The 25,788-nt window shown below is 41.3% G+C and carries 21 protein-coding genes and 1 pseudogene; 14 read left to right on the top strand and 8 right to left on the bottom strand.

Annotated features, from left to right (window positions below; all coding sequences use genetic code 11):
• Positions 1–27 precede the first annotated feature (27 nt).
• A complete protein-coding gene (locus tag MiAbW_RS00105) occupies positions 28–366 on the bottom strand; it encodes a rhodanese-like domain-containing protein (RefSeq protein WP_151694398.1) in 339 nt (112 codons plus the stop codon).
• A 324-nt stretch (positions 367–690) separates the two neighbouring features.
• Between MiAbW_RS00105 and sbcC the strand changes: the two genes are divergently transcribed.
• The 3 genes from sbcC to recJ are packed head-to-tail and all read left to right on the top strand — an operon-like array spanning position 691 to position 6,329.
• On the top strand, positions 691–3,714 hold the full coding sequence (sbcC, locus tag MiAbW_RS00100; protein ID WP_151694397.1) for an exonuclease subunit SbcC: 3,024 nt from the start codon (positions 691–693) through the stop codon (positions 3,712–3,714).
• Between the two features lie 19 nt (positions 3,715–3,733).
• A complete protein-coding gene (locus MiAbW_RS00095; protein WP_151694396.1) occupies positions 3,734–3,988 on the top strand; it encodes a MoaD/ThiS family protein in 255 nt (84 codons plus the stop codon).
• A gap of 58 nt (positions 3,989–4,046) precedes the next feature.
• Positions 4,047–6,329, top strand: a complete 2,283-nt coding sequence (recJ, locus tag MiAbW_RS00090) for a single-stranded-DNA-specific exonuclease RecJ (RefSeq protein WP_151694395.1) — start codon at positions 4,047–4,049, stop codon at positions 6,327–6,329.
• A gap of 48 nt (positions 6,330–6,377) precedes the next feature.
• Here recJ and MiAbW_RS00085 read toward each other — a convergent pair whose 3' ends face one another.
• Complete coding sequence (locus MiAbW_RS00085; RefSeq protein WP_151694571.1) at positions 6,378–7,325, bottom strand: fused MFS/spermidine synthase; 948 nt, start codon at positions 7,323–7,325, stop codon at positions 6,378–6,380.
• 174 nt (positions 7,326–7,499) lie between these two features.
• Here MiAbW_RS00085 and accA point away from each other — a divergent pair, with 174 nt between their 5' ends.
• From accA to MiAbW_RS00070, 3 genes are all read left to right on the top strand, one after another.
• Positions 7,500–8,489, top strand: coding sequence for an acetyl-CoA carboxylase carboxyl transferase subunit alpha (gene accA, locus MiAbW_RS00080; RefSeq protein WP_002744097.1), 990 nt, complete (start codon positions 7,500–7,502; stop codon positions 8,487–8,489).
• Between the two features lie 81 nt (positions 8,490–8,570).
• A complete protein-coding gene (locus tag MiAbW_RS00075) occupies positions 8,571–9,023 on the top strand; it encodes a cobalamin biosynthesis protein (protein ID WP_151694570.1) in 453 nt (150 codons plus the stop codon).
• A 7-nt stretch (positions 9,024–9,030) separates the two neighbouring features.
• Positions 9,031–10,206: a lipid-A-disaccharide synthase-related protein gene (locus tag MiAbW_RS00070; RefSeq protein ID WP_151694394.1), complete on the top strand. Its 1,176-nt coding sequence runs from the start codon at positions 9,031–9,033 to the stop codon at positions 10,204–10,206.
• A gap of 43 nt (positions 10,207–10,249) precedes the next feature.
• On the opposite strand, the gene MiAbW_RS00065 is transcribed toward MiAbW_RS00070, so the two are convergent.
• Positions 10,250–11,098: an alpha/beta fold hydrolase gene (locus MiAbW_RS00065; RefSeq protein WP_151694393.1), complete on the bottom strand. Its 849-nt coding sequence runs from the start codon at positions 11,096–11,098 to the stop codon at positions 10,250–10,252.
• Between the two features lie 58 nt (positions 11,099–11,156).
• On the opposite strand from MiAbW_RS00065, the gene MiAbW_RS00060 reads away from it, so the two are divergent.
• Positions 11,157–12,050 carry an alpha/beta fold hydrolase gene (locus MiAbW_RS00060; protein ID WP_151694392.1) on the top strand — a complete coding sequence of 298 codons (894 nt, stop codon included), beginning with the start codon at positions 11,157–11,159 and terminating at the stop codon, positions 12,048–12,050.
• A gap of 16 nt (positions 12,051–12,066) precedes the next feature.
• Here the strand turns inward: MiAbW_RS00060 and aroH are convergent, their stop codons facing one another.
• The 5 genes from aroH to MiAbW_RS00035 all read right to left on the bottom strand — a co-directional run bounded on the left by aroH (position 12,067) and on the right by MiAbW_RS00035 (position 17,443).
• Complete coding sequence (aroH, locus tag MiAbW_RS00055; protein WP_045358083.1) at positions 12,067–12,468, bottom strand: chorismate mutase; 402 nt, start codon at positions 12,466–12,468, stop codon at positions 12,067–12,069.
• Positions 12,469–12,536: 68 nt separating this feature from the next.
• On the bottom strand, positions 12,537–13,358 hold the full coding sequence (gene sppA, locus MiAbW_RS00050; protein WP_151694391.1) for a signal peptide peptidase SppA: 822 nt from the start codon (positions 13,356–13,358) through the stop codon (positions 12,537–12,539).
• 51 nt (positions 13,359–13,409) lie between these two features.
• Positions 13,410–15,428, bottom strand: a complete 2,019-nt coding sequence (gene ligA / locus MiAbW_RS00045; RefSeq protein WP_151694390.1) for an NAD-dependent DNA ligase LigA — start codon at positions 15,426–15,428, stop codon at positions 13,410–13,412.
• 14 nt (positions 15,429–15,442) lie between these two features.
• On the bottom strand, positions 15,443–16,009 hold the full coding sequence (locus MiAbW_RS00040) for a Uma2 family endonuclease (RefSeq protein ID WP_151694389.1): 567 nt from the start codon (positions 16,007–16,009) through the stop codon (positions 15,443–15,445).
• A 111-nt stretch (positions 16,010–16,120) separates the two neighbouring features.
• Positions 16,121–17,443: an aminopeptidase P N-terminal domain-containing protein gene (locus tag MiAbW_RS00035; RefSeq protein WP_151694388.1), complete on the bottom strand. Its 1,323-nt coding sequence runs from the start codon at positions 17,441–17,443 to the stop codon at positions 16,121–16,123.
• Positions 17,444–17,504: 61 nt separating this feature from the next.
• Between MiAbW_RS00035 and MiAbW_RS00030 the strand changes: the two genes are divergently transcribed.
• From MiAbW_RS00030 to MiAbW_RS20520, 7 genes and pseudogenes are all read left to right on the top strand, one after another.
• Positions 17,505–17,978: a hypothetical protein gene (locus MiAbW_RS00030; protein WP_151694387.1), complete on the top strand. Its 474-nt coding sequence runs from the start codon at positions 17,505–17,507 to the stop codon at positions 17,976–17,978.
• 305 nt (positions 17,979–18,283) lie between these two features.
• The gene (locus MiAbW_RS00025; protein ID WP_151694569.1) at positions 18,284–19,228 is read left to right on the top strand and encodes a PhzF family phenazine biosynthesis protein; all 945 of its coding nucleotides are present in this window, start codon (positions 18,284–18,286) and stop codon (positions 19,226–19,228) included.
• Between the two features lie 270 nt (positions 19,229–19,498).
• On the top strand, positions 19,499–22,561 hold the full coding sequence (locus MiAbW_RS00020) for an FkbM family methyltransferase (RefSeq protein ID WP_151694386.1): 3,063 nt from the start codon (positions 19,499–19,501) through the stop codon (positions 22,559–22,561).
• 24 nt (positions 22,562–22,585) lie between these two features.
• Positions 22,586–23,941 (top strand): FkbM family methyltransferase, encoded by a 1,356-nt coding sequence (locus MiAbW_RS00015; protein ID WP_151694385.1) that lies wholly within the window; start codon positions 22,586–22,588, stop codon positions 23,939–23,941.
• 55 nt (positions 23,942–23,996) lie between these two features.
• Complete coding sequence (locus MiAbW_RS00010) at positions 23,997–25,055, top strand: hypothetical protein (protein WP_238707160.1); 1,059 nt, start codon at positions 23,997–23,999, stop codon at positions 25,053–25,055.
• A gap of 93 nt (positions 25,056–25,148) precedes the next feature.
• Positions 25,149–25,493 (top strand): hypothetical protein, encoded by a 345-nt coding sequence (locus tag MiAbW_RS19840; protein ID WP_238707159.1) that lies wholly within the window; start codon positions 25,149–25,151, stop codon positions 25,491–25,493.
• Between the two features lie 39 nt (positions 25,494–25,532).
• Positions 25,533–25,788 (top strand): annotated as a pseudogene (locus MiAbW_RS20520) (methyltransferase regulatory domain-containing protein); the annotation flags it as partial.

Here is a 25,788-nt window from a genome sequence, read left to right as displayed (position 1 = left end):
CTCTTTTCCCGATGGGGGCTATAAAAATTAGTAACGGGGAATATTGGGATCGACGAGGAGGGAATAAGCATCGATGCCACCGTTAATATTTTTAACATTGGTAAAACCCTGACTTTGTAGCCATTGGCACATCTGTAGGGATCTCATGCCATGGTGACAGATAACGAGGGTTTCCGCTTGGGGGTTGAATTGGCTGGCAATAGTGGGCGACCATTCTTGGTATTGACTCAAGGGTAAAATGGTAAAACTGTCCACAGATGCGATCGCAACTTCCTCTGGTTCGCGCACATCAATAAGTTGTAAATTAGGATCATGATCGGCTAAACGGAGAGCGAGTTCATGGACGCTAATTTCGGGAATGCTCATAGATTTGGTCTTAAGAATCGGTTATCTTTCCTTTAGAGTAGCAAATCGAGGAACCCTGAGCGTTTATCTGTGAACAGTGCCTAAGTTGTAATGATGGTGAGGAGAATTCTGGGGAACAAAAAAGTGCATTTGCCCCTGGCTTGATTTCAGTTAAGCTTTGATTAGAGGTTATTGCGGGAGGGAGTTATTGATAGCGAATAGATTCACTCAGATGTATTGCCCTGAAGCTATCTTATCCTCGGTTTTTTATCCTCCGATTAATTTCTAACCTGTACTGTATTCTCCCCCCACTTACCCACTCCCCACTTACCCACTCCCCAGCTTATGATTCCTCTACAATTAACCCTAAAAAATTTTCTCAGTTATCGCGAGGCAGTGCTGGATTTTCGCGGACTACATACTGCCTGTATTTGTGGTGCCAATGGTGCAGGAAAATCCTCTTTACTGGAAGCAATTACTTGGGCAATTTGGGGAGAAAGTCGCGTCTCGATTGGTGATGATGTGATTCATGCGGGCAGCGATTATGCGCGGGTAGATTTCGAGTTTAGTTATGGGGGAGAAATCTATAAAATTATCCGTAGTCGTCACCGGGGAGGGAAAGCTTCTGGTTTAGATTTTCAGGTGATTAATGATCAAAGTTTTCGTCCTTTATCGGGCAAAAGTATTAAAGATACCCAAGCACAGATTAATACTTATCTAAAAATAGACCATAAAACTTTCATTAATTCTGCTTATTTGCGACAGGGACAAGCGGACGAGTTTATGAAACAGCCTCCCAGTGGTCGTAAACAGATTTTAGCAGAATTATTACAACTTGATCGCTATGAAATTTTAGCAAATAAAGCTAAGGATATATCGAAACAATTTGATGGACAGTCCCTCCAGATCGAGCAGCAAGTAGAAACGATTAAACTCCGTCTTCAGGAGAAAAATTCTTATCAGGAACACCTACAAGAGTTAAGCACTCAAATTAACCAAATTAATCAAGAACAAGAGGTAAGTAATCGGCGTTTACAGCAACTGCAAGGGGAGGAAAATCAGCGTCAGAATTGGGAAAAACAGCTGCAGTGGCAAAGAGAACAGGAGCGAGCTTTATTAGCAGAAATCGAGAGATTAGACCTAGAAAAAGTTAGTCTAGACCATCAATTAAATCAAATAAAGACTATTCTTCATCGCAAAAATGAAATCATTACAGCCCACGAGCGCCTAATCAATTTAGACCAGAAAGAGGCCAGTTTGTCAAGTCAATTGCAAGCTTGGCAACAGGCCCAGTATGATAAACAACAATTAGAACAGAAATTACAGCAAAAAATTAACGAATTTACCCTTCCCATCCAACAAACGAGTGCTCGTTTAGAAGAATTGGGAAGACAGGAACAAGAAACTCAAAAAATTATCGAGCAAGCGGGGGATATTCAAGCAGGATTAGAGAAGTTAAATTATCATCGTCAACGTCTTCAGGAATTGGATAGATTAGCTTTAAAATATGCCCCTTTAAATAGCCGAAAAGCTGATTTAAATATGCAGTTGGAACGGGAACAAGCCAGGATTAATGCTCGTCGGGAACAACTGCAAAGAAATCGGCAACAATTAGAGACAGAAATCGCTCGTATTCCTGTACTAAGAGAGGAAGCTCTCAATTTAGCCAAACGAATTAAGGAACTAGACAAAAAACAAACCTATTGTCAACGAGTTGAAGAAAAGGAAACGCTCAAACAAGTGGATAAAAAAAGTTTATTGGATCAACAGAAAAGATATGAAGAACAACTTTTAGAGTTAACTGATAAATTGGAAAAATTAAATATTCCCGATTCGGTTTGTCCTCTGTGTGAACAGAATTTAGACAGTCATCACCGTCATCAAGTAATCAGGAAAACCCATCAACATCAAGAACAAATTCAAGAGCAAATTTGGTCCCTACAGGAACAGATGGCGGACTGCGATCGAGATTTAAAACGTTTACGGGAGGAATTAGCCCAAATTAAACAAGAATTGCCAGTAAGATCGAATCTACAACAAAAATATGTGCAGTTAGAAGTCAAGTTAGAAACCATTGAAGAAAAGGAAATAGAACTAGAGAAAACCGAGGAGATACTTGTGGAGTTAGAAGCACTTTTACGCAGTGGCAATTATGCCCTAGAATTACAGCAAGAATTGCAAATTGTCAATCAAGAAATCGCCCTATTAAACTATGATGAACAAAGTCACGCTTTAGTCAGAGGAGAAGAAAAAAGATGGCGTTGGGCAGAAATTCAAGAATCAGAACTTAAGCAAGCAAACCGTCGTTTAGCTAATATCAATGCCGAGAAACCTAATTTAACTCATCGATTAGCTAGACTAGAACAAGAGAAGCAAGAACTAGGTCAAAATTCCCCAATTAAACAGGAAATTGAACGCTTAGAAAAGTTTATTCAAAACTTAAATTATGATCGCAGTGAACATCAGAATATTCAAAATCTGATCCGACAGTTACAGGGGGTAAGATTACAGTATCAAGATTGGCAACAAGCAGAAAAAAATTATCCAGAAATAGCCGCTAAAATTGTTGACATTGAGCAAAGATTGCAGCTGCGAAATCAGGATCGCCAGAAGATAAATCAGGAGTTAGCAAATATTAGTCAAAAGATTGGTACTTTGACTGACTATCGCCAAGAAATAGCCGCATTATCGACTAATATTCAACAGCGAAGACAGATAATTGATGGATTGCTCTCCCAAAAAGGTCGGGTTGAGGAGAAGTTACATCAACTGGAAACGTTAGGTAAACAACTGACAGAAAAAGAGAGCGATTTAGCTAAAGTTAAAAAACAATATACAGTTTATAAAGAGTTAGCCATAGCTTTCGGCAAAAATGGTTTACAAACTCTGATGATTGAGAATATTTTACCAGAGTTAGAAGCACAAACTAATCATATTTTAGCTCGCTTAACCGGTAACCAATTTCATGTGCATTTTTTAACCCAAAAAAGCGGTAAAGGTACGAAGAAACAGCGACAAAAGTCAATCGATACTTTAGATATTGTTATTGGCGATACTCGGGGATCTCGCCCCTACGAAACCTATTCAGGAGGGGAAGCTTTTCGGATTAATTTCTCCATTCGATTAGCTTTAGCGAGATTATTGGCACAAAGAGCCGGAACAGCCCTACAAATGCTCATTGTTGACGAAGGATTCGGAACTCAGGATGCGGAAGGATGCGAGCGCTTAATTGCGGCAATTAACGCTATATCCGCCGATTTTGCCTGTATTTTGACGGTAACTCATATGCCCCAATTTAAAGAAGCTTTTCAACACCGCATCGAAGTCCGCAAAACCGAACAGGGTTCCCAATTGATGTTATTATCCTAGAAAAAATATTGATGTAAAGATGGAAAAGATTACGATCACAGTAAAACTATTTGCTATTTATCAAGAAGTCTATAAAACTTCACAATTAAACCTTGAATTTCCTGCCCACACTTCCGTGGCAGCAGTGTTAAACTATATCATAGCCCCCTATCCTCAATTAGAAAGATGGCGGGATGTTACTCGTTTTGGAGTCAATCTTCAGTTTGTTTCGGGAGAGAAAATCCTCAAAAATGGCGATGAGATAGTTTTAATTCCCCCCGTTAGTGGTGGCTAAATGGAGATAGGGAACATCACAAAAACTGCCACCTTTTTTACTTTTTCCTTGATATCCCGTGTCTAACTGGCAAATTCCCCCATCGGTAACTCTTCCCCAAGAGTTTTTAAAAATAGTCCAAGACTACACCTCACAGTCGGATGGCAGCGTCGTGGCACAAATATTATGGCATCGCGGTGTCCGGGATGGGGCGACTCTGCGGACGTTTCTGGATGAGAAAGCTTATCAGTCAAAAACTCCCTTTGATTTTGGGCAAGAAATGAACTTCGCCGTCAAAAGACTGGAAAAAGCCCTAAATAAAGGCGAAAAAGTGACTATTTGGGGTGATTTCGATGCCGATGGTGTCACCGCTACCAGTGTCCTCTGGGAAGGATTGGGGCAGTTTTTCCCACCCTATCAACAGTTAGATTATTACATACCCGATCGCCAAAAAGAATCCCACGGCCTCAATTGTCCTGGTATCGAGAAACTAGCGCATCAAGGAACCAGTTTAATCGTCACCTGTGACACGGGAAGCACGAATATCGCCGAAATTGACTATGCAAACAGTCTAGGCATCGATATTATCATCACCGATCATCATACCCTACCCGACGAGCGCCCCGAGGTGATTGCCCTGATTAATCCCCGCTACTTTGTGGAAACCCATCCTTTCTATCATCTTTCTGGGGTTGCCGTTGCTTATAAATTAGTGGAAGCGATGTATATAACCCGGCCAGATATTCCCAGAAAACCCCTAGAAAATTTACTGGATTTAGTTGCGATTGGTTTAATTGCCGATTTAGTCAAATTGACGGGAGAATGTCGTTATTTAGCCCAAAAAGGTCTTCAAAAACTGCAAAATACTCAGCGTTTAGGAGTTAAAAAATTACTCGATTTATGTAACAAAACCGGAGATAGACCGATGGATATATCCTTCGGTATTGGACCGCGCATCAATGCCGTCAGTCGCATTTATGGCGATGCCAGATTTTGTGTGGAATTACTTACCAGTGAAGATGAAAAGCGCTGTCACGAATTAGCTGAACAAGCAGAATTGGCCAATATTCGTCGCCAAGAAATCCAACGGGATATTATTAAACAAGTTCAGAAAAAACTAGAGAGAATTGATCTTTCCACTACTAATGTAATTATTTTAGATGATCCCCAATGGCTGGCGGGAATTTTAGGATTAGTTGCGGGAAAAATTGCCCAAGAATACCAGCGACCAACAATTTTATTAAGTACCAGTGAACCACCTTTTGCTAAGGGTTCCGCTAGGTCAATTTGCGAGATCGATCTCTATCAATTAGTATCCTCTCAATCCCATCTTTTACATCGTTTTGGTGGTCATCCTTTGGCCGCTGGTTTAAGTTTAACCATAGAAAATTTACCCCTATTTATTGAGGGAATTAATCAACAATTGCGACGCACAGGAATTGATTTAACTTCCCTTTCTTCCCCGATAGAAGTGGATGCAGTGGTGACGGTTTCCCAATTGGGAAAAAGTCTATTTCGAGAATTAAAATTACTGGAACCCTGCGGGATGGGTAATCCGACACCGAAGCTATTAATTCAAAATTGTTATTTTCAAAATCTTTGGCATAAAAATCTTGAGGATTTCAAAGGCAAAAAAATCGCTTATCTCCGGACAACTTTTGATATCTGGGATAGTTCGATCGAGCAGGGATTCCCCGGTATGTGGTGGGGTCATCACAAAGATGAAATCGCTGCCGATACCCGTTATGATGCCGTAGTTGAATTAGATTTTAATACCTACAAAAATCGCTATGAAGTGCGCTTAATTGCCCTGCAACCCTATCAACAAGAATCCCTAACCTATAGCAATAAAAAAGATTTTTTAATCGACAATCGCCATCGAGAAATTAGTCAAGAAGTTAGCCAATTAAATTCCCTTTTTCTCTGGGAATGTCCCCGGGATTGGACAAAACTTTCCAGGGAATATCAACAGGCAATTTTACGCGATAAAAAGTTAGTTCTTGCCTATGGTAGTCCTTTTAAAAAATCCGCCCACACCACATGGATAAACCTTGTGGGGATTGGGAAATATTTAGCTAGAACTAAAACCAGTATTTCCCGTCAACAATTACAAAACCGCTTAAACCTCAGTTATCATACCCTAGAATTAGGATTAATTTCCCTAGCAGAAAATGGCTTTAAAGTCAAGAAAAATCAAGAAAATTTATCCTTTGAATTAGTCAATCATGGGGCAGAAATTAATAAGATTGAGCAATTTCTAGAAGCGGTAGCCCTAGAGAACTTTCTCCAGCAATACTTTGCTACTGTTCCCCTAGAAATTCTGCAAACAATTCTTAATCATGAAGACTCGATCGATTTCTAATTATAACCCTTATTTACTGATAACTGATAACTGATAACTGATTACTGATTACTGATTACTGATTACTCCTTGACCGAAGAATTTCGGGGGTTTTGCTAGGGTATAAACTTCCGTATTTTGTGCGATAGCTTGACGAATATAGAGAGGAGTTTGTAACATTCCGAGTAAACTCATGCCATCAATTAAACGTAATCCTCCCGTAGTTGTATCGCTGATTAATTCATCCACCACATCGGGATCAGGACGAGTATTTAAAGGATGATTAGCACAGAGAGTAAAACCCCAAGGAGAACCATAACTAGGAGTGGGAGCGCAATAGGAATGAACGTAGGGAAAAACTGCTTTTAAAGTATTTACCAAACGAGCATGATACATCACCGAAGGAGGAGAAACCGGGCCAGATTGGACAACGACAATGCCATTTTCGGCCAAAACTCTTTGTAGTTTTTCAAAGTATTCTTTCGTGAATAGGGGGAAAGAAGGACCCTCTCCGATGGGATCAACCAGATCGGAGATAATAATATCCCATTGATCGTTAGTGGTGTCTAAAACTTCTAAAGCATCGGCCACAACTAACTCAAAACGAGGATCATCAAAAGTGCCTTGGTGCATTTCGGGAAGATGTTCCTTACAAGCTGCCACCACATCCCCATCGATATCGATCATCATCACTTTTTCGATTGTTTTCCAACGCAATAACTCCCGCGTTGTCGCACCTTCACCACCTCCCAGAATTAAAGCAGTTTTTGGTTCTTGGTGGGCAATCATTGCCGGTTGCACTAATGCTTCATGATAAATAAATTCATCCCCCGTACAAGATTGCCATTTCCCATCCAGTACCAAGGCTTTTCCATAGGCCCCCGACTCAACAATATACATCTCCTGAAAATCGGTTTTTTTGTAGGCTAAAATCCGCGAAACCCCATGACTATAAATGTCCCAGGGGGTAATATATTCGTTAACCCATAGATCCGCTTTTAGTTCACTTCCTGCCATAACTAATCCTCCTTGGGGTGAAAAAGGCACGATCTACTATTATACAACAATTGACAAAATTCGATCGATAACCTGAAATTATCTCTGGGTAATCCCGAAGCTGCCGATAATCGATCGCTGAAAAACGGTAAGCTAGAAAAGATTAGCGAACAGTAAACTTCTAGCCACTAACCTATGACCAAAAACGAGACTACCGAGAAAAAGATTTTTCTCCTAGATTTTGAGAAACCCCTCTACGAATTAGAATCCCGCATCGAACAGATTAAAGAATTAGCCCAAGAAAATAGCGTAGATGTCTCGGAACAAATTAGTCAACTAGACGAACGAGCTAATCAATTACGTCGTGAGATTTTTAGCAATCTCACCCCTTCCCAACGGCTACAATTAGCCCGTCATCCCCGGCGCCCCAGTACCCTAGACTATATTCAGGCAATCACCGATGAATGGTTCGAGTTACACGGGGATCGCGGTGGTTACGACGATCCCGCTCTTGTGGGGGGTGTTGCCCGTTTTAACGGTCGTCCCGTGGTGATTATCGGGCATCAAAAAGGCCGGGATACTAAGGATAATGTGGCTAGAAATTTCGGCATGGCTGCCCCCGGCGGTTATCGTAAAGCCATGCGTTTAATGGAACACGCCCATCAGTTTAATCAGCCAATTTTAACCTTTATTGACACCCCCGGCGCCTGGGCGGGGGTGGAAGCGGAAAAATTAGGTCAAGGGGAAGCGATCGCCTATAATCTCCGGGAAATGTTCCGTTTAGATGTGCCGATCATTTGTACTGTTATTGGTGAGGGTGGTTCCGGCGGTGCTTTGGGCATTGGTGTCGGCGATCGCCTATTAATGTTAGAGCATTCTGTCTATACCGTGGCGACTCCCGAAGCTTGTGCCGCTATTCTCTGGAAAGATGCCAAAAAATCCGATAAAGCAGCAGTGGCCCTCAAAATTACCTCAAAAGATTTAAAAGAGTTAAATATTATCGATCAGATCGTTCCTGAACCCTCCAGAGGGGCCCATGCTGATCCGATTAAAGCGGCAGCCAATTTAAAAGCCGCTATTAGTGAGAATTTAGAGGCTTTATCTTTGTTAACACCCCAACAACGGCGCGAATCTCGTTATCAAAAATTCCGCAATTTAGGCGTATTTTTAGAAGCTACCGCTTAATCAGCGAGCAGTGAGCAGTTTCTTTTGTAGATTTGCTAGGCTTCAGCTTCAGTTTGAGGGTTGCACCCAGAAAGCTATAATATTGATGGCAGGTTCAAAGACCAACCAGATGAAACGGCTCCTTCCCCAGCAAAAGTGCAATGGCATGGACGAGTATTATGGCTAGGTATAGGTTGCATCCGTGGCACGGAGAAAGCAGTCATAGATAGGGCAATTAGGGCTGTTTTTAAGCGTTACCACCTCTCTTTAGCCGCTATTGCCGGTATCGCCACCCTTGACACCAAAGCTGATGAACGGGGTTTAATTGCCTACTGTCAGGAGAAAGGATTGCCCCTAAAAACCTTTACTGCCGAGGAGTTGAGAGATACTAATGTCCCCAATCCCTCGGCTATTGTCAACGAGGACATGGGAACTCCTAGCGTCGCCGAAGCTGCCGCTTTAAAAATGGGCGAGACTTTGCTAGTCAGCAAGCAAATAGAAGCAAAATCGGTGACGGTGGCGGTTTCTTTGGCAGCAAGGGAATATAGAGGATAGCAAATCGATGCTTAAACAGGTTTTATTTCTTAGTAATGGTCATGGCGAGGATTTAAATGCTAGTTTAATTGTGGGAGAATTACAAAAAATTCAGCCCCAATTATCTATAGCTGCTTTGCCTTTAGTAGGAGAGGGAAAAGCTTATCAAAAATTGCCAGTACCAATTATTGCCCCCACTGCCACTATGCCCTCGGGGGGAATTATTTATACCAATCCTTTTAATTGGATTAAGGATATTGGGGCGGGATTAATTGGTCTAACTATTCAGCAAATTCAGGCAGCTTTTAAGGTTAGCAAGGATTGTGATTTATTGATAGCAGTGGGGGATATAGTGCCGATTGTGTTCGCTCGTTTAACCAGTCGTCCTTTTGTGGCTTTTATTGTTTCTACTTCCAGTTACTATGAAGGTACAATTAAATTACCTTTACTGACAGAATTATGTTTGAGATCAGACAAGTGTTTAAGAGTTTTTACTAGGGATAAATATACAGCAACAGATCTACAAAATCGGGGTATTAAAAAAGCGATTTTTGCTGGTTATCCGATTATGGATGTGTTAACACCGACGGGTAAAGATTTAGAATTAGATAGTCAAATTCCCATGATTGCTTTATTAGCGGGGAGTCGTTTACCCGAAGCTTTAAGTAATTTAGCTCTACAGTTGCAAGTCTGTGAGGAAATAGTTAAAATTAAACCGATGCAGTTTCGGGCTGCTATCGTTCCTAGTATCAGAGAAACCGACTTAGAAAATTTAGCCAAACAAGAGGGATGGCATTATTTAGGAGCGGGAAAATTAGAGAAAAATGGGGCTAATGTGTGCTGTTATCGTGATGCTTTTGCCGATATTTTACACCATTGTGACGCTTGTTTAGCCATGGCGGGGACAGCAGTAGAACAATCAGTAGGATTAGGAAAACCCGTCCTACAAATACCCGGATTTGGTCCCCAATTTACCTACCCTTTTGCTGAGGCACAAATGCGCTTACTAGGGGAATCGGTGATAACTATTGGACAGAAACCCACAGAGGTAAATTTATTTAAAAATGCTGCGGTTAAAATTATCGATATTTTGGCAGATTCTCGTTATTTACACAGATGTTTAGAGAATGGTAAAATTAGAGTGGGAGAATCTGGAGGTAGCAGGAATATTGCCGAGGAAATTTATATGAACTTAGGGTGTTAGCGAGCGCATAATGCAGCTTAAAATTAACTCAATTACCTTTTCATTAAACATCGTCATTTTTCTGAACAGATAAAAATTCCCCTACTGCTTGATTAAAAGTTTCAGGTTCCCCTAAAAATGCCCAATGATTACCCGGTATCTTTTTAATCTCTAGAGACGTTAAATACTTTTTATAGGATTGAATTTGCCAAGCAGTGCGATTTAATCCCTGTTGGGGAAGGATTAATAAACTGGGAATATCTAAAGTTTTAGTTAATCCAGCAAACCCCATGACATCCTCAAAAATTTCCTCGCGTGCCGATAAAGTAAATTTACTGCTCCAACTGCCATCAGCTTTTTGTTCAATGGCATTTTTAAACACCTCTTGCTGTAAATTTGACCAACCTTTATATTGTTTTAATTGACGAGCAATCGCTTCTATGCTCTGATAGCTATCAAAGGAGCGAGTAATCTTTAAAAAGGGCAAAACTTGATAGAGAATTGGAAAAGTTATCCTAATCCAACTAGGCATTTTATCGATAAAAAAGGGATCGACTAAAATTAAACTCTTAAATAATTCCGGCTGTTGAGTTGCCCAAATTGCCGCTATTTTAGCACTCCAAGAATGACCTAAAATATGTGCTTGCCTCCAACCTAAATGATTAATTAAAGTCCTTAAATCGCCGATATAATCCTGAAAGTGATAACAAGTTGCCGGTTTACCGCTTTCCCCATGTCCCCGCAAATCTGGGGCAATAACTTGATAATTTGAGCTTAAATAATCGCCCAAACTTGACCAAACCAAAGCATGATCCGCCATGCCGTGCAATAATAATAGAGGCCTACCTCGATCGCTCCATTGTAAATAGGAAATTGCCATCGAGTTATTGGTAAAAGTCCGGCGTTGTGGCATAAATTCTCGGCTGATTTTTACTCTATAATTTAAGTATCACTTAATAAAACTTCATACAATGACACTACAATCGCCGCTCACTGCCACTAGCTTAGAACAATTGTCTTGGACATGGCAAGGTCACACCATCCCATACACTGTGCGGGGAGAAGGACAACCCCTAGTATTAATTCACGGTTTTGGGGCATCTATCGGTCATTGGCGCAAAAATATCCCCGTTTTAGCGGAAAATGGCTATCAAGTCTATGCCCTAGATCTCTTGGGATTTGGGGGTGCGGATAAGCCCGCTTTAGATTATAGTCTCAACCTTTGGCAGCAGCAAATACAAGACTTTTGGCGAGAAAAAATTGCAAAACCAACCGTATTTGTCGGTAATTCCATCGGGGGACTGGTTACATTAATGCTGATGGCAGAATCTCCCGAAATCACTGCCGCAGGAGTAATTATCAACTGTGCGGGAGGATTAAACCATCGTCCCGAAGAATTAAATTTCCCCTTGCGTTTAATCATGGCTGCCTTTACCGGTTTAGTTAGTTCTCCGGTGACAGGAAAGTTTATTTTTGAACAGGTAAGACAGAAAAATCGCATCCGGAACACCTTAAAACAGGTTTATCGCGACCATACCGCGATTACCGAGGAATTAGTCGAAATTCTCTATCAACCCTCCTGTGATGAGGGTGCGTGGGGAGTGTTTGCATCGGTGTTGACAGCACCCCCCGGACCTTCTCCCCAGGAATTATTACCGCCAATCGATCGCCCTTTATTGGTACTCTGGGGAGAGGATGACCCTTGGACACCGATCGCCGGTTCGGTAATTTACCAAGAAAGAGCTAAAATGGGAAATAATACCCAATTTTATCCGATTGCCAAAGCCGGTCACTGTCCCCACGATGAACATCCCGAAAAAGTTAATCAATTAATTTTGAGTTGGCTGTCGGAAATGGGGATTTAGTCAGTTATCGAAGATTTTAGCGATTAATAGTTACTGGAGAAATCTGCCAATCGGGGCGAAGATTTTTCGCCCCCCGGAGATAGACGTGCTGCATTTCCCCTTGCAGTTTGGGAGTATTAACGTGGAGAATTACCCGAATACACTTGTCCAGACTACCAGCGACCTGCATCTGTTGCACATCAAGGAGGGGGACATTTTGCCAATGGGGACGTTCGCGAGCGATAGCAGCGGGGAAAATCACGTCTAAATCCTGAGTTGCCGTAAAGATAACACTAACAATATCATCGGGGTCGAGACTATTGTGGATTTCGATCGCTTCGAGGAGTTCTGTTACTGCTTCTCGTATAGCTTCAATAGTATTAGCCGTTACTGTCGTCGCTCCCCGAATGGCTCGAACCTTCCACTGCACGATTGTCATCCTCCGCTAATCCTGATGAGTCAATTTTAGGGGTTAACGCGCCCTTTTTCTCGACTTTAATCTGGCCATCAGGGTCGGTATAACCACAATAGTTGTCCGTTAACTTCCAATTCAAATTCTAGACGCTGTAGGGTTTTTTGTAATCCTAGGGGTATTTGGGAACGATTGCCCGTCAGACGACTGAGGAGGGGTTTCGGTTCTTCGATAGTCTGACATTTAGTTTTATCTGGGGGTAATCCTGCCAATTCTAGCGCCCAAAGTCGGGCATCTTCCTCGGTTCCCAGGCGATCAACCACTCCTAATTCTAACGCCTGTTGACCGGTAAAAATGCGCCCATCGGCAAAACTTTTCACCTGATTGACATCTAAATTTCTGGCTCTGGCGACGGTTTGCAGAAATTGCTGATAACTGGTATCGATCATATCCTGGAGAATACTTTCTTCTTCATCAGTTAATTCTCGATCGAAGGAGAGAATATCTTTATAAGGGCCTGATTTAATCACTTTAAACGAAACTCCCACCTTATCCAACAATCTTTCCAGATTGTTCCCCCTCAGGATAACACCGATCGAGCCAGTAATCGTGCCGGGGTTAGCCATAATATAATTAGCCCCCATACCGATATAAACGCCACCAGAGGCGGAAATATTGCCAAAACTAGCGATTATTTTGGTGGTTTTTTGTAACCGCTTCAATGCTTCATAAATTTCTTGGGAATCCCCCACGGTTCCCCCGGGGGAGTCAATGCGGAGAAGTAGGGCGGGATATTGCCTTTCTTTGACGATTTCTAGGGCTTTTAAGACCCTTTTGCGGGTATCGGAGGCAATTGCACCTGTAATTTCTATTCGAGCGATTTGTTTGCGGGTTTTCGGTTTAAAAGGCCAGACCATCAGGTTTAAATATCTCTCAAAAAAGGACTCTTTCTAATCTAACGCTTTATTTTACCGATGGAAATCCCCGATTAATTCGAGTAATTGTGCTTCGGTTAGCTGAGTAATGCCCAATTCTAGGGCTTTTTCTAGCTTAGAACCCGCCGCTTCTCCTAGCACTAAATAATCGGTTTTTTTGCTCACAGAACCCGTCACTTTCCCCCCAGCTTTTTCGATTAATTCTTTCGCTTCCTCCCGTTTGAGAGTTGGTAAAGTGCCACTAATCACAAAGGTTTTCCCTGCTAAAGTCGCTTTAGTGGTGGTGGTTTTTGCTGCTGCGGCAAATTGTAAACCAGCCGCTTGTAATTTAGCGACTAAATCCCGATTAGCAGCAATTTTAAACCAATCATAGACCGATTGAGCGATTTCTTCACCGATACCATAGACAGAGGCTAAATCAGTCACGCTGGCGTTAGCTAACTCCTCCACAGTCCGAAAACTTTCGGCGAGAATTTTGGCGTTAACGCTGCCCACATAGCGAATTCCTAGCCCATAAAGTACCCTTGACCAGCTTTGATTTTTGCTCTGAGCCATGGCTGTAATCAAATTTAAGGCGGATTTCTCGCCCATTCGGTCTAATTTGGCAATTTCCGTTTTTTCGAGGCTGTAGAGGTCAGAAATGGCGGTAACTAATCCCTGTTCAATCAGCAAAATTACCACTTTTCCCCCTAATCCCCGGATATCGAGAGCATCGCGACTGGCCCAATGCACTATACTTCCCCGCAAAATCGCCGGACAGGAACTATTGACACAGCGCGTCACCGCTTCCCCCACTGGACGAACTAGGGGAGATTGACATTCAGGGCAATTAGTGGGCATCTGGAAGGGTAAGCTGTGGTTAGGACGCAATTCTGGCAGGATTCTCACCACTTCTGGGATAATTTCCCCCGCTTTGCGGATAATTACCGTGTCACCGATGCGGATATCTAATTCGGCCACTCGATCGCTATTATGTAAAGTAGCCCTTTGTACGGTGGTTCCTGCTACTTGTACCGGTTCCATCACCGCCATGGGTGTAACCGCGCCGGTGCGTCCCACATTGACGATAATATCTTTAACTACCGTGGGGACTTCTTCGGCAGGATATTTTAAAGCGATAGCCCACCGAGGGAATTTTTGAGTGAATCCTAACCGATTTTGTCGCTGTAAATCGTTGATTTTGACTACGACACCATCGGTCATGTAGGCTAATTGATGACGTTTTTCTTGCCAATCTTGATAGTATTGCGCCACTTCTTGCAGGGATGGACAGAGTTGACGGTGGGGATTAACCAGAAATCCCATGGTTTCTAATCTATCTAAGGATTGCCATTGAGTAGTGATATTATTATCGTCTAAATGCAGGGTATAGGCAAAAAATTGTAAGCGTCTTTTATCAACTATTTTCGGATCTAATTGTCGTAGGGTTCCTGCTGCCGCATTGCGGGGATTAGCAAAGAGAGATTCCCCTTTTTCTTCTCTTTCTTGATTGATTTTATCGAAGGTATCGAGGGGTAAAAAAGCTTCGCCGCGCACTTCCACAATTGCCGGAGGATTATCTATATTTAAGCGTAAAGGAATAGAGCGAATTGTCCGCACATTGGGGGTAATATCTTCGCCAGTGACTCCATCCCCTCTAGTAACACCCCTGACTAAAAAGCCGTTTTCGTAGGTTAAAGCTAACGCGGAACCATCGATTTTTAATTCACACACATATTCCGTGTCTTGGGTTTCATTTATATATCTCTGCCAACGGCTGCCCCATTTATTTAATTCTTCGAGGTTAAAGGCATTTTCGAGACTATACAGGGGAATATTATGACGAACAGAAAAAAATTGACTAGAGATTTTATCTCCGACTCTTTGGGTGGGACTATCGGGGGTGATTAATTGGGGATAACGCTTTTCTAGGTCTTCTAATTCCCGATAAAGTTGATCATAAACGCTATCGGGTATAAAAGGATCATCAAGAACATAATAAGCATAACTGGCTCTTTGTAGTTCTGTTTTTAGTTGTTGGTAACGCTGTTGGATTTCTAAGGGGATAGTCATAATCGTTAATAATGCTACTGGTCAAAGACCATTTGAGGAGTTAATTGTAAATCGGGAAATGTCACCGATATTATCCTATCTTCGTTGTGAAATTCTGCCAGTTCATAAAATCCCGAAATCAGGGTTAAAACCGATATTTTTAGGGCAATAGGATCGATAATCCAGTATTCAGGAATGCCTCTCACTGCGTATTCTGAACGCTTATAACGGTAGTCATCATCGGCATTATTGGGGCTAACAATTTCCACAACTAAGAGGGGAGGAAATTCAATCACTGCTGTGGTCATATTTCTAATCTCTTGACATTGTTCAGCAGTTAAAATCATTAAGTCTGGGATTCTCGATTTAGCTTTATCGGTGCGAATTCCCACGGTAGCAGGCATAACTTTCCAAGTTAGATTTAATCTTTTAATTTCTGCCATTAAATAATCATAAATAAAGGCAAGAATTAAAGGATGAAAGCCACTAGCGGGAGGCATGGAAATTAATTCTCCGTTAAATAATTCGTACTTATTATCCGTGCAGTCCCGATAATTTAAATATTCCGCAAAGGTATATAATTTTTCTTTGGTGGCAACCATAATAATCTCTAGAAAAAACTTAATTGAATCTACTTTGAAGATAGATTTTGCCTTTAATCCCCCCTTAATAATGGCTTTAGGGGGAATCTGACAATTTTTAACACCTACCTTTTACTTAGATTCGATATCCTCAACTTTTTTGGGAACCGTTGCAGTTAAAACCTCATTTCCTGTGGCAGTAACTAACACATCATCTTCAATACGGATGCCGATACCTCGCCATTTTTCCGGCACTTCCGGCTGTCCTTCAGCAGGTTTAATATCGGGGGCGATATAAATACCCGGTTCCACGGTTAAAACATGACCGGGTTGCAAAGTTTGCCAAGTTTCTTCGTTAACTTTATAACCTCCCGCATCATGGACATCTAATCCTAACCAATGGCCAGTTCTGTGCATATAAAAAGGCTTATATTTTTCCTCTTTAATTATCTCATCAATGTCGCCGACTAATAGCCCCAAATCCACTAATCCCTCCACAATTGTTCTCACGGCTGTGTCATGAAAAAGATTATAAGGATTACCAGTTTTTACCACTTCAATCGCCTTTAATTGAGCTTCCAGAACAATTTCATAGATAATTTTTTGTTCGGGTGTAAATTTACCATTAACGGGAAAAGTGCGGGTAATATCACCGTTATAGTAATTGTAGGCACAACCGGCATCAATTAATAAAAGCTCATTTTCTTGTACTTGACGATTATTGTTGATATAGTGCAGAATACAGGCATTAGCACCACTAGCGACAATAGAAGGATAAGCCGGACCCATACCCCCTTCTAGGCGAAAAGTATGCTCAATTTCCGCTTGAATTTGATACTCATAGTGACCAACTTTGGTAAATTCTCTGGCCCGATTATGTGCCTGTGCTGAAATAGCAGTTGCTTGGCGAATATTGTCCAATTCGGCCTCGGTTTTCAGTAAGCGCAAAGGATGGAGAATAAAATTAGTATCCTCTAAAGCAGTCGGTCCGGTGCCGCGACGGGGAAAAGTGGCGATTAATTTTTGCCAGTGATTGAGAACATTTGTATTAAAAGTTTTGTCCCGTCCGAGATGATAATAAATTCGTTCGGCTTTTTCGAGATATTGGGGTAATTTTTCGTCCAATTCTTGGATAGAATAGGCCGCATGAGCACCAAAAATCTCCTTTGCTCCTTCCACCCCGTGGAGATAGCCAGTCCAGGTTTCTTTTTCCGGGTCTTTTGGCTGCACGAACAGGATAAACTGATGTTCGGGGTGATGGGGTGCTAAAACCGCCACCGCCTCCGGTTCATTAAATCCTGTCAGGTAAAAAAAGTCACTATCCTGACGATAGGTGTATTCTACGTCATTGTGCATGACCGCCATGGGCGCACTGCGAAAAATTGCCGTTCCATTGCCGATTTTTTCCATTACCTGCTGACGACGCTGCTGAAACTCTCTGCGATCGATGCCCATAGATATTCCTAAAAATGTCACAATAAGTCCTATAGTCTATTATCGCTAATCTTTTTAGTTTATGACCCCTGAAGAACCGGATTTTTCCCAAGATATCATCGAAAGGCGTGAGTTTACCCTAGCAGATTTTATCGCTCAAGAGGGGGCGGATTTCCTCAAGGGAGAATCTCCCGTCCCTAAATTGGTGCAAGTTACCACAGAGATTAAACAATTTATTGCCGCTAATTTAGGGGATTCTTCGGGAGCTTTGCAGATAATTTTACAGCTTATCGTTGATGAAGAATTAACCAAAGTCAGTCAAAATTTAGATAATCCCGTTCAAGCTTTACAGTTAATTCTAGAAGAAATTTTAGACAATCAAGAATTACTCTATGAATTAGTACACCGAGTCGATGTGAAATGGGGACAATTATACGGGGAACGTCCCTATTTTCAAAAACCCAATCAGAAACCTCACCCTGAAGACGAATACACCCACAATTCCGTTAGAGATAAGTTAGTTAGTTTATTAGCCAGATTAGAAGCGAATAAGTAGTAGAGCCTATAGCAGTTATGAGGAGACTCCGAGACGATGCCCTATCAGGTTATAGCGTTTCTGATTCACACGAGGTACATTTCCGATTCTGAACAGCTTAATCAGCAAAGGTTTAAGTGTGCCGCACAGATGCGAGAACCGCTATATACTTCATGAAAAACTCTGTATTTTAATTATTTCTCAGTCAACAGAGACTAACAGGACTGACAGGGAGAATCTATCCCTAGACAGACCATCAGGGCGGTCAGGGGTGAAAATAGGTGTAAGATGAAAAAATTCTCCGATAACTGTTGCCCTATCCCCGCGTGCCTACCTATTCCTACTATACCGCCGATGTTTTTACCGATCGCATTTTTGGCGGTAATCCCTTGGCAGTTTTTCCAGAGGCATCTGGATTAACCCGCACCCAGATGCAAAAAATCGCCGCCGAATTTAACTTCTCGGAGACAGTCTTCGTTTTTCCGCCAGAAACGCCCCAAGGCAGCAAAAAAGTCCGGATTTTCACCCCCAGTACCGAATTACCCTTTGCTGGCCATCCTAGCGTCGGCACGGCCTATATTTTAGCCCTAATCGGCGCTATTCCCCCCTACCGAGAAACCACGATTTATCTGGAGGAAGGAGTCGGTTTAGTACCGGTGAAAATTATCATGGAGGGGGAAAAACCGGTCTATAGTGAGTTAAAAGTGGCACAATTGCCAGAATTAGTGACGGATACTTATGCTCTCGATGATTTAGCTGCGATTCTTTCCCTAAGCGTTGCCGATTTCCTACCCGGTTATCCCCTCCGCGCCTTTTCCTGTGGTCTCCCTTTTTTATTCATACCTGTCAAAAATCGAGATATTTTAGGGAAAATAAAACTAAATCTAACTCAATGGTCATCATTATTAGGCCAATCCCCCGCTAACTCCCTTTTTGTCTGCTGTTTTGACCCAGAATCACCCCAATCTCGTCTCTATGGCCGAATGTTTGCCCCCGGTTTAGGAGTTATGGAAGATCCCGCCACTGGTTCGGCTGTGGCCGCTTTGGCTGGCTACCTAGGGGCCTTAGAATCTTCCAGGGAAGGGATGAATCAATGGACAATAGTCCAGGGAGTAGAAATGGGCAGACTCAGCACCATACAATTAAAGTTTCAGAAAAATAACCGGTCAATTACAGAAGTTTCTGTGGGTGGTGCATCAGTTCTAGTCTGCCAAGGTGAGATGATAATTCCCGATGGGGAAACAAAAAGCGATATAAAAAGGTCGTTGTGATAGCAATCACTGAAGTTAGTAAAAAGGAGATGAACAATCTTAAAACATTAAAACCTGCAAGGAGCAATCTCCGTTTTCTGGGATAGATAGGAATAAATTTGACAGGGTATATCGAAGAATATAAAATTTCTTGAGGGATAACCAAGAAAAAAACGGCAGTTATCTTAATGACGAGGCCGTAGGCGAAACGAGGTTATGCTTTGTTTTTCAGAGAAAACCTGTCAGCGGTCATGGAATATCTATAGTTAGAGCCTATTATAATTAATCATTATGCTCACCTCTTATCAGGAACTACAAAAAGAACTTAGTTTGTCCTTACAAGACTTAAATAGTTTTGCCGACAAATTCCAAGAAAGTTATGATATCATCGTCTCACCCAGCGAGGTTAACGAGCGGCACGGGGTGGGCGTTCTTTTAAAGAGAAATTTTCCCGATACTAGCCGGATAGTTTCCCTACGAACCACTAATCTCTACGAAGGAGATCAAGATTTTGGTGTTCAGAATTTTTGCCTAGATGTGCGCGGCTGTTCCTATGGGGAAATTTTATTAAAAATCCAAAATTTATTTGTTTATTTAAAAGCGAAAAGAGTCTTAGTAATTCCCTACTTTATCGAAGATTTTTATGTAGCTATAGCGATTAAATCTCTCTTTCAAGTCCCCGTTTGTACCTACCTGATGGATGATCAGAATATCTATGTAAGGGCTGTGGCCGATGGCATTGTTAAGCAATTAATAGATAATAGTGATCTAGTTTTAGGCATTTCTAAGCCTCTTTCTCAAGCCTATAGCAAAAAATACGAAAGGAAAATTTGGTTTGTACCGCCCCTAGTAGAAAGTTATTTAATGCCCCCAGAAATTACCGCCCCCGATTCTATGGCAAGAGGGATTTTAATCGGTAATATCTGGTCTCAGACTTGGCTAGAAAATCTCAGACAATTATGTCGAGAATCCCAGATCAAATTAGATTGGTATGGCAATCCTAACCGTCAATGGTTGCAATTCCAAGAAGCAGAGTTAGAAAAAGATGGTATCTTTTTTAAAGGTTACTGCAGCCAAGATGCTCTCATCTACTACTTACGTCAAGCCCCTTTTGCAATCGTTCCCACCGCCAGTTCTGAAAACGAGCAAGATCGTCCCGAATTCGCCTGTTTGAGTTTGCCTTCCCGCATTCCCTTTATTACCGCCGTTGCTAATACTCCGATCATCATTGTTGGTCGTGAAGATAGTGCCGCCGCTCAGTTCGTCAAAGAATTCGACCTAGGAACTGTCTGTGATTATAAAGCTCAAAGCCTATTAGCAGAAATAGAGAAACTACGAGTAGAAAGCAATCAACTGCGGCTCCGTTATTCCAGTCAAAAATTAGCCAAAAGCTTAAAAGCCGATCATTTTGATGATTGGCTCTGGAGATCGTTAGAACAAGGAAAACCCATCGATAATCGCTTTGAACAATTCGAGAAAAATAGCCTTAAGTGCAGTGTGATCGTCACCGCTAGTGAAGTCAATCAAAGTCACGGGACAGGAGCCTTGGTCAGAAGAATCTTTCCCGATGACAGCGAGATTATTTCCATCCGTTCCGATAATCACTATGGCGGTGAACAACAATTCGGGGTCTTAAGCTTCCATCTTGACCATAAGAAAATGTCGCGACCGGCGATATTTCAATCAATTCTACAAACTCTCGGACACCATCAAGTCGAAAAAGTTTTTTGTGTCCCTTATTACGCCAGCGATATTCTGACAGCGATCGCTATTAAGGAATTATTTAACGTTCCCCTTGCCACCTACATCATGGACGATCAGAATATCTGCGTTCAGGAGATTCCCGATGCTTTGATGAAAGAGTTTTTAAGCAAATGTTCCGTTCGTTTTGCCACCCATCCCGAACTCCGCGACGCTTACGAGAATAAGTACGGCTACAAATTTTGGCTCCTACCGGCGATTGTTCCCCACCGTCTCATCAATAGTGAAGTTGCCGAAGTTTCTCCCCAACGCTGTCAAGAAAAATGGGGAGCTTTATTAGGGAGCATTTGGAGTCCCCAATGGTTCCAATCTCTTTTAGAGAGTATTCAAGGGGCAGGGATTAAACTAGATTGGTATGGCAATTCTAACTATTATTGGCTCAAAGAATCTGCCGCAGAATTAGAAAAATGGGGACTTTATAGCCAAGGACTTTATCCCGAAGAACAACTAGCACAACAACTACAAGCATATCCCTTTGTTATTGTTCCCACGGGGACCATGGACGGAAGAGACGATCGGACAGAATTGTCTCGCCTTAGTTTACCCGGCCGGATTATTTTTAACCTCGCCACCGCTAACACCCCGGTAATTCTTTTAGGCAGTAATAAAACCTCGGCGGCCAACTTTATTAATCGCTTTCAAATCGGTGTGGTTTGTGATTATACACCCGAAAGTTTGGCAGCAGCCGTGAACTACGTTCTTAACGCCGAAAATCAGCAAAGAATGCGCGAAAATGCCGTTAAGGTAGCGGCAAAATTCTCCGACCAAGATATTAACGATTGGGTTTGGCAGTCCCTAGAAAAAGAACAGGCGGCCGATGACAGATTTGAAGCGATTTTACCTCGATCGCCGATCGAGGCCGTGCCTTTTATTGAGCCACCTGTCCCCAAAAAGATTTATAAAGACTATGTGCCAGTTTATCAAGTGATGCGACGTTTACGAGGGCAAAAATATCAGCCTGATTTTGTGGTTGATGTGGGAGCTTCCCACGGCATTTGGTCTCATACCGCTAGTCAATTATTCCCAGAAGCTCGCTTTATCCTCATCGATCCGCTAATCTCAAAATACGAGCAATCGGCCAGAAATTACTATATATCTAATATTCCTAAAGCGGAATTACTAGAAATTGCCATCTCTAATCAAGCTGGTCGGTTAAGTTTTCAGGTTTCCCCCGATTTATACGGAAGTTACTTGATCACTCCCGCCGATTTTAGAAACTATGAAACGATTACAGTGGCGGTTAAAACCCTCGATCAGGTGGCAACAGATCAGCAAATTTCTGGCAGAGGAATATTAAAATTAGACGTGCAATGTGCCGAGCATATTGTCTTAGAAGGGGCCAAAGAATTTATCGCTCAGGTAGATTTGATTATCGCCGAACTATCCGTGATCCGATACGATGAGGAATCTCTAGTTATTAGTGAAATGATTCATTGGTTATACCAGTTGGGATTTCGCTATTATGACGAAACGGGAGAATGGCGCTCACCAATAGATGGAACTCTTTTGCAAAAGGAAATCGTCTTTATACGTCAGGAGCTATTAGTTCCCGAAACTAACCGAGAAATTAATCAATTTCCCTCTAAACCTTAATCTTCTATACCTAAAATATACCCCATGATTAAACAATTATTAGCCAAAAATAAAATTGTTCGGCGAGTTAAAGCAGTCAAAGATTTATTTCTAGAAAAACTCGATTCACTCAGTCATGTCCAACTTGAACAAATCCAAAAACTGGAGAAACTTAATCAGCTTGATACCTTAGATTTTAAGGTTGAGCAACTCAATAACTCCACGGAGAAAATCCGACAAGAAAATGCAGAAACCAAGCGAAAGGCTGATTTATCACTGGAAAATCAAGCTTTTTTGCTCAAGTTTTCCGTAGATATCGTCCAAGGAATTCAACAATTTAACAAAGATTCCCAGCAACAACAGCAAGCTATTTATCAGGCGACCGAGAAAATTTATCAAGATTCTCAACAACAACAGCAAGCTATTTATCAGGCGACCGAGAAAATTTATCAAGATTCCCAGCAACAACAGCAAGCTATTTATGAAACTTTTCAAGCATTTCAAGAGGAAACTCGAGAACGTTTTCAACTTAATCAACAACTGCTAAGTAAAGTTTATGAGGATATTCATAATTATAAATTTAAGGTTGTCACTAATCAATCAAATTTTCAAGGAATTGAAGTTGAATTGATGTGTTATTTATACTCCTATCTTCCCTATCCTTATGCCTTAGATATCGGAGCCAATCAGGGGGATGTAACAGAACGACTATTGCAAACAGGCTATGAAGTTTATGCCTTTGAACCGTTTTTACCCGTTGTCGAAAAATTAAAAAATCGTCTATCTAATTTCTCTAATCTTCACGTTTTTCCTTTAGCATTAGGAGCGATAAATGAGGAGAGGGAGCTTCACCTAGTCGGGGATCAAAATCTAGTTAATGACCCCAATAGTCAACCCCTTTATCCCGACGCTGACTATACTCTACTGAGCAGTATTAACATCCATTCGTTACCAGAAGGAATGGTCTTTACAGAAACAGTCCCTATTACGGTGACAACTCTGGAAACCTTACATCAGCAACAGCAGGTTCCCTCGGAAGTTGGTTTGGTAAAAATTGATACCGAAGGTTTTGATTTAGAAGTGATAATAGGTATGGGTGACTATCGTTATCCTGTGGTAGTTGCGGAATTTTGGGATGAAAAGTTTCCTTTTGGTGAGTTTGGGGCAGACAACCGCTTACCGAGTCTTGTCGAAGCAATGAAATTACGCGGCTATCGTTGGTTTATTGTAATTTATCGAGTATTCCCTAATAATGAGGTGAGTTTTTATTGTAATCACTTAATCTCCGTTGGTAGTTCATGGGGAAATGTTTTCTTTTTTCAAGAACATTCTGTTTTTAGTGAAGCACTTAAATGGTGTTCCTGTGTCATGCCCGCAACTTATTTCTCTAATGCTTATTAAAATCTTGGATAAATATTGAGTTGTTTACGGAATAACTGATAGGTGAGTAATGATTATGAAAAAAAATATATCTTTAACCAGTGAAATTTTGATTCTCATCGGTTTTGGAATCGCTTTTTTGCTAGTAGGCATATTCTTTGGCTCTCGATTACAACCCGTGTGGATAGATGAAGTAGTATTGGCAGAACCAGCAGCTAATCTAGCTTTATACGATAGTTTTACCTCGGCTGCTTGGTATCATCAAAATGCTCAAGAGTTCCATGTTAGCACTTCTTTTCTTTATACAGTTTTGCTGGCTTTATGGATAAAAGTTTTGGGATTTAGTATTGAAAAAGTTAGGCTTTTTAATTATGTGTTAATGCTTCTTAGCATAACTTTAATCTGGTTATTTATCAAGAAATTACCTTTAATTAAGTTTTCTTGGCTAAGAATCATCTTAGTGGTTATTTGTCTTTTGCCAGCAGGAATTACCTTTATTTATATATCGGGAAGGTACGACACTTCCTGCATTTTCTTATCAGCACTGGTTTTGGGAGCTTTTTTAATAAAAGATGCTAAAATCCGATGGCTTACTATGACAATTATTGGATTTTTCTTTCCCCTTTCTGGATTGTCAGCCGTGGTCTTTGCGACAATTTTTGGCGGTATCCTACTCCTTTTCAACTTTCAGCGATTTTGGCGGGAATTTGTCGCCCTAGGTGGGGGATTTATTTTAGGAATGTTATTTCTTTATGCACTTTACTCAACTAATGGTGTTTGGGATGATTTTGTTAGTCTGACTTTGGGTCATACTGTTGCCAGTGCCAACCTTAACAGAAGTGTCATTGATCTAATATTTTCCAGAGTGAGCAAACTTTTTTACCAGAAAGATTATCTGTGTGGTGGCTGCTTGCATCCGTCTTTTCCCCCACTGTTACTACTGCTGATCATCTTGATATTTTATGAACTATTGACCAAATCTTTCCAGTGGCGTTCTCCTTCCTTTTTTGCTTTGATCAGCGTTATTACCATACCAACTACTATGTGTTTTCTGGGGAAATATCCACTTTACTATAGTTGGATGTCGATGTTTCCCTTGATCATTTGTATTTGCTGGAGTTTTAATAATATTTAAGAAAAAAATACTGGCAAAATTCAGACAACAATTATTAGTATAGCTTTTTTGGTTTTATTATTTTATGCCAACTTACTAGGACTACCTTACCTAGTGCAAAGTACCTTACAACAATGGGAAAATAATGACTATGCTAAAGTACAAAACTTTCTTGACAACAAAATTAATCATGAGGATCACATTTATGCTGATTTTCAAACATTCTACGCCCTCAAGTCTTGGGCTAAACGAGTTTATTTCCCCCTTTATAATGGGCAGATGACACCAGAGGATAGGGATAATCTTTCATTAATTATCATTGATACTAGGGCCAGTGCTAGAGCGCCCTGGAATCCCGGATTAGCAGAAATTGTTGGCGACTCACTCCCCCAGTGGTACGATACAGGAGAACAGTTAGATACAGGCACTTATGGGATGAAATTGTACCGAAAAAGATAAACCAGGAAAAGTTCAAGGGATATAAACTCTGAAAAACTGCTTGAACAGGCACTTAATTTTACAGGAGAATTATTAGAAGCTAATCCTAGTTATTTTGCCCAAAATCCAATTTTAAAAAGTCGTTACTATCGCCTGAAGGAACAAAATCGTTATTATTTAGCTCACGAATATTTTAATCAGGAATGGAATTCTTTTTACTTCGATGAAGTGGCGAAAGAATCAGAGGATGCTAAACTTAAATATGTGGGTTCCGCTCATATTAATGACCATATCGATATGGTCAATCTCTCAGCAG

The organism is Microcystis aeruginosa NIES-4325 (assembly GCF_008974145.1).
GTDB classification, from domain to species: Bacteria; Cyanobacteriota; Cyanobacteriia; order Cyanobacteriales; family Microcystaceae; genus Microcystis; species Microcystis aeruginosa_G.
This window is presented reverse-complemented; position numbering and strand designations above follow the sequence as displayed.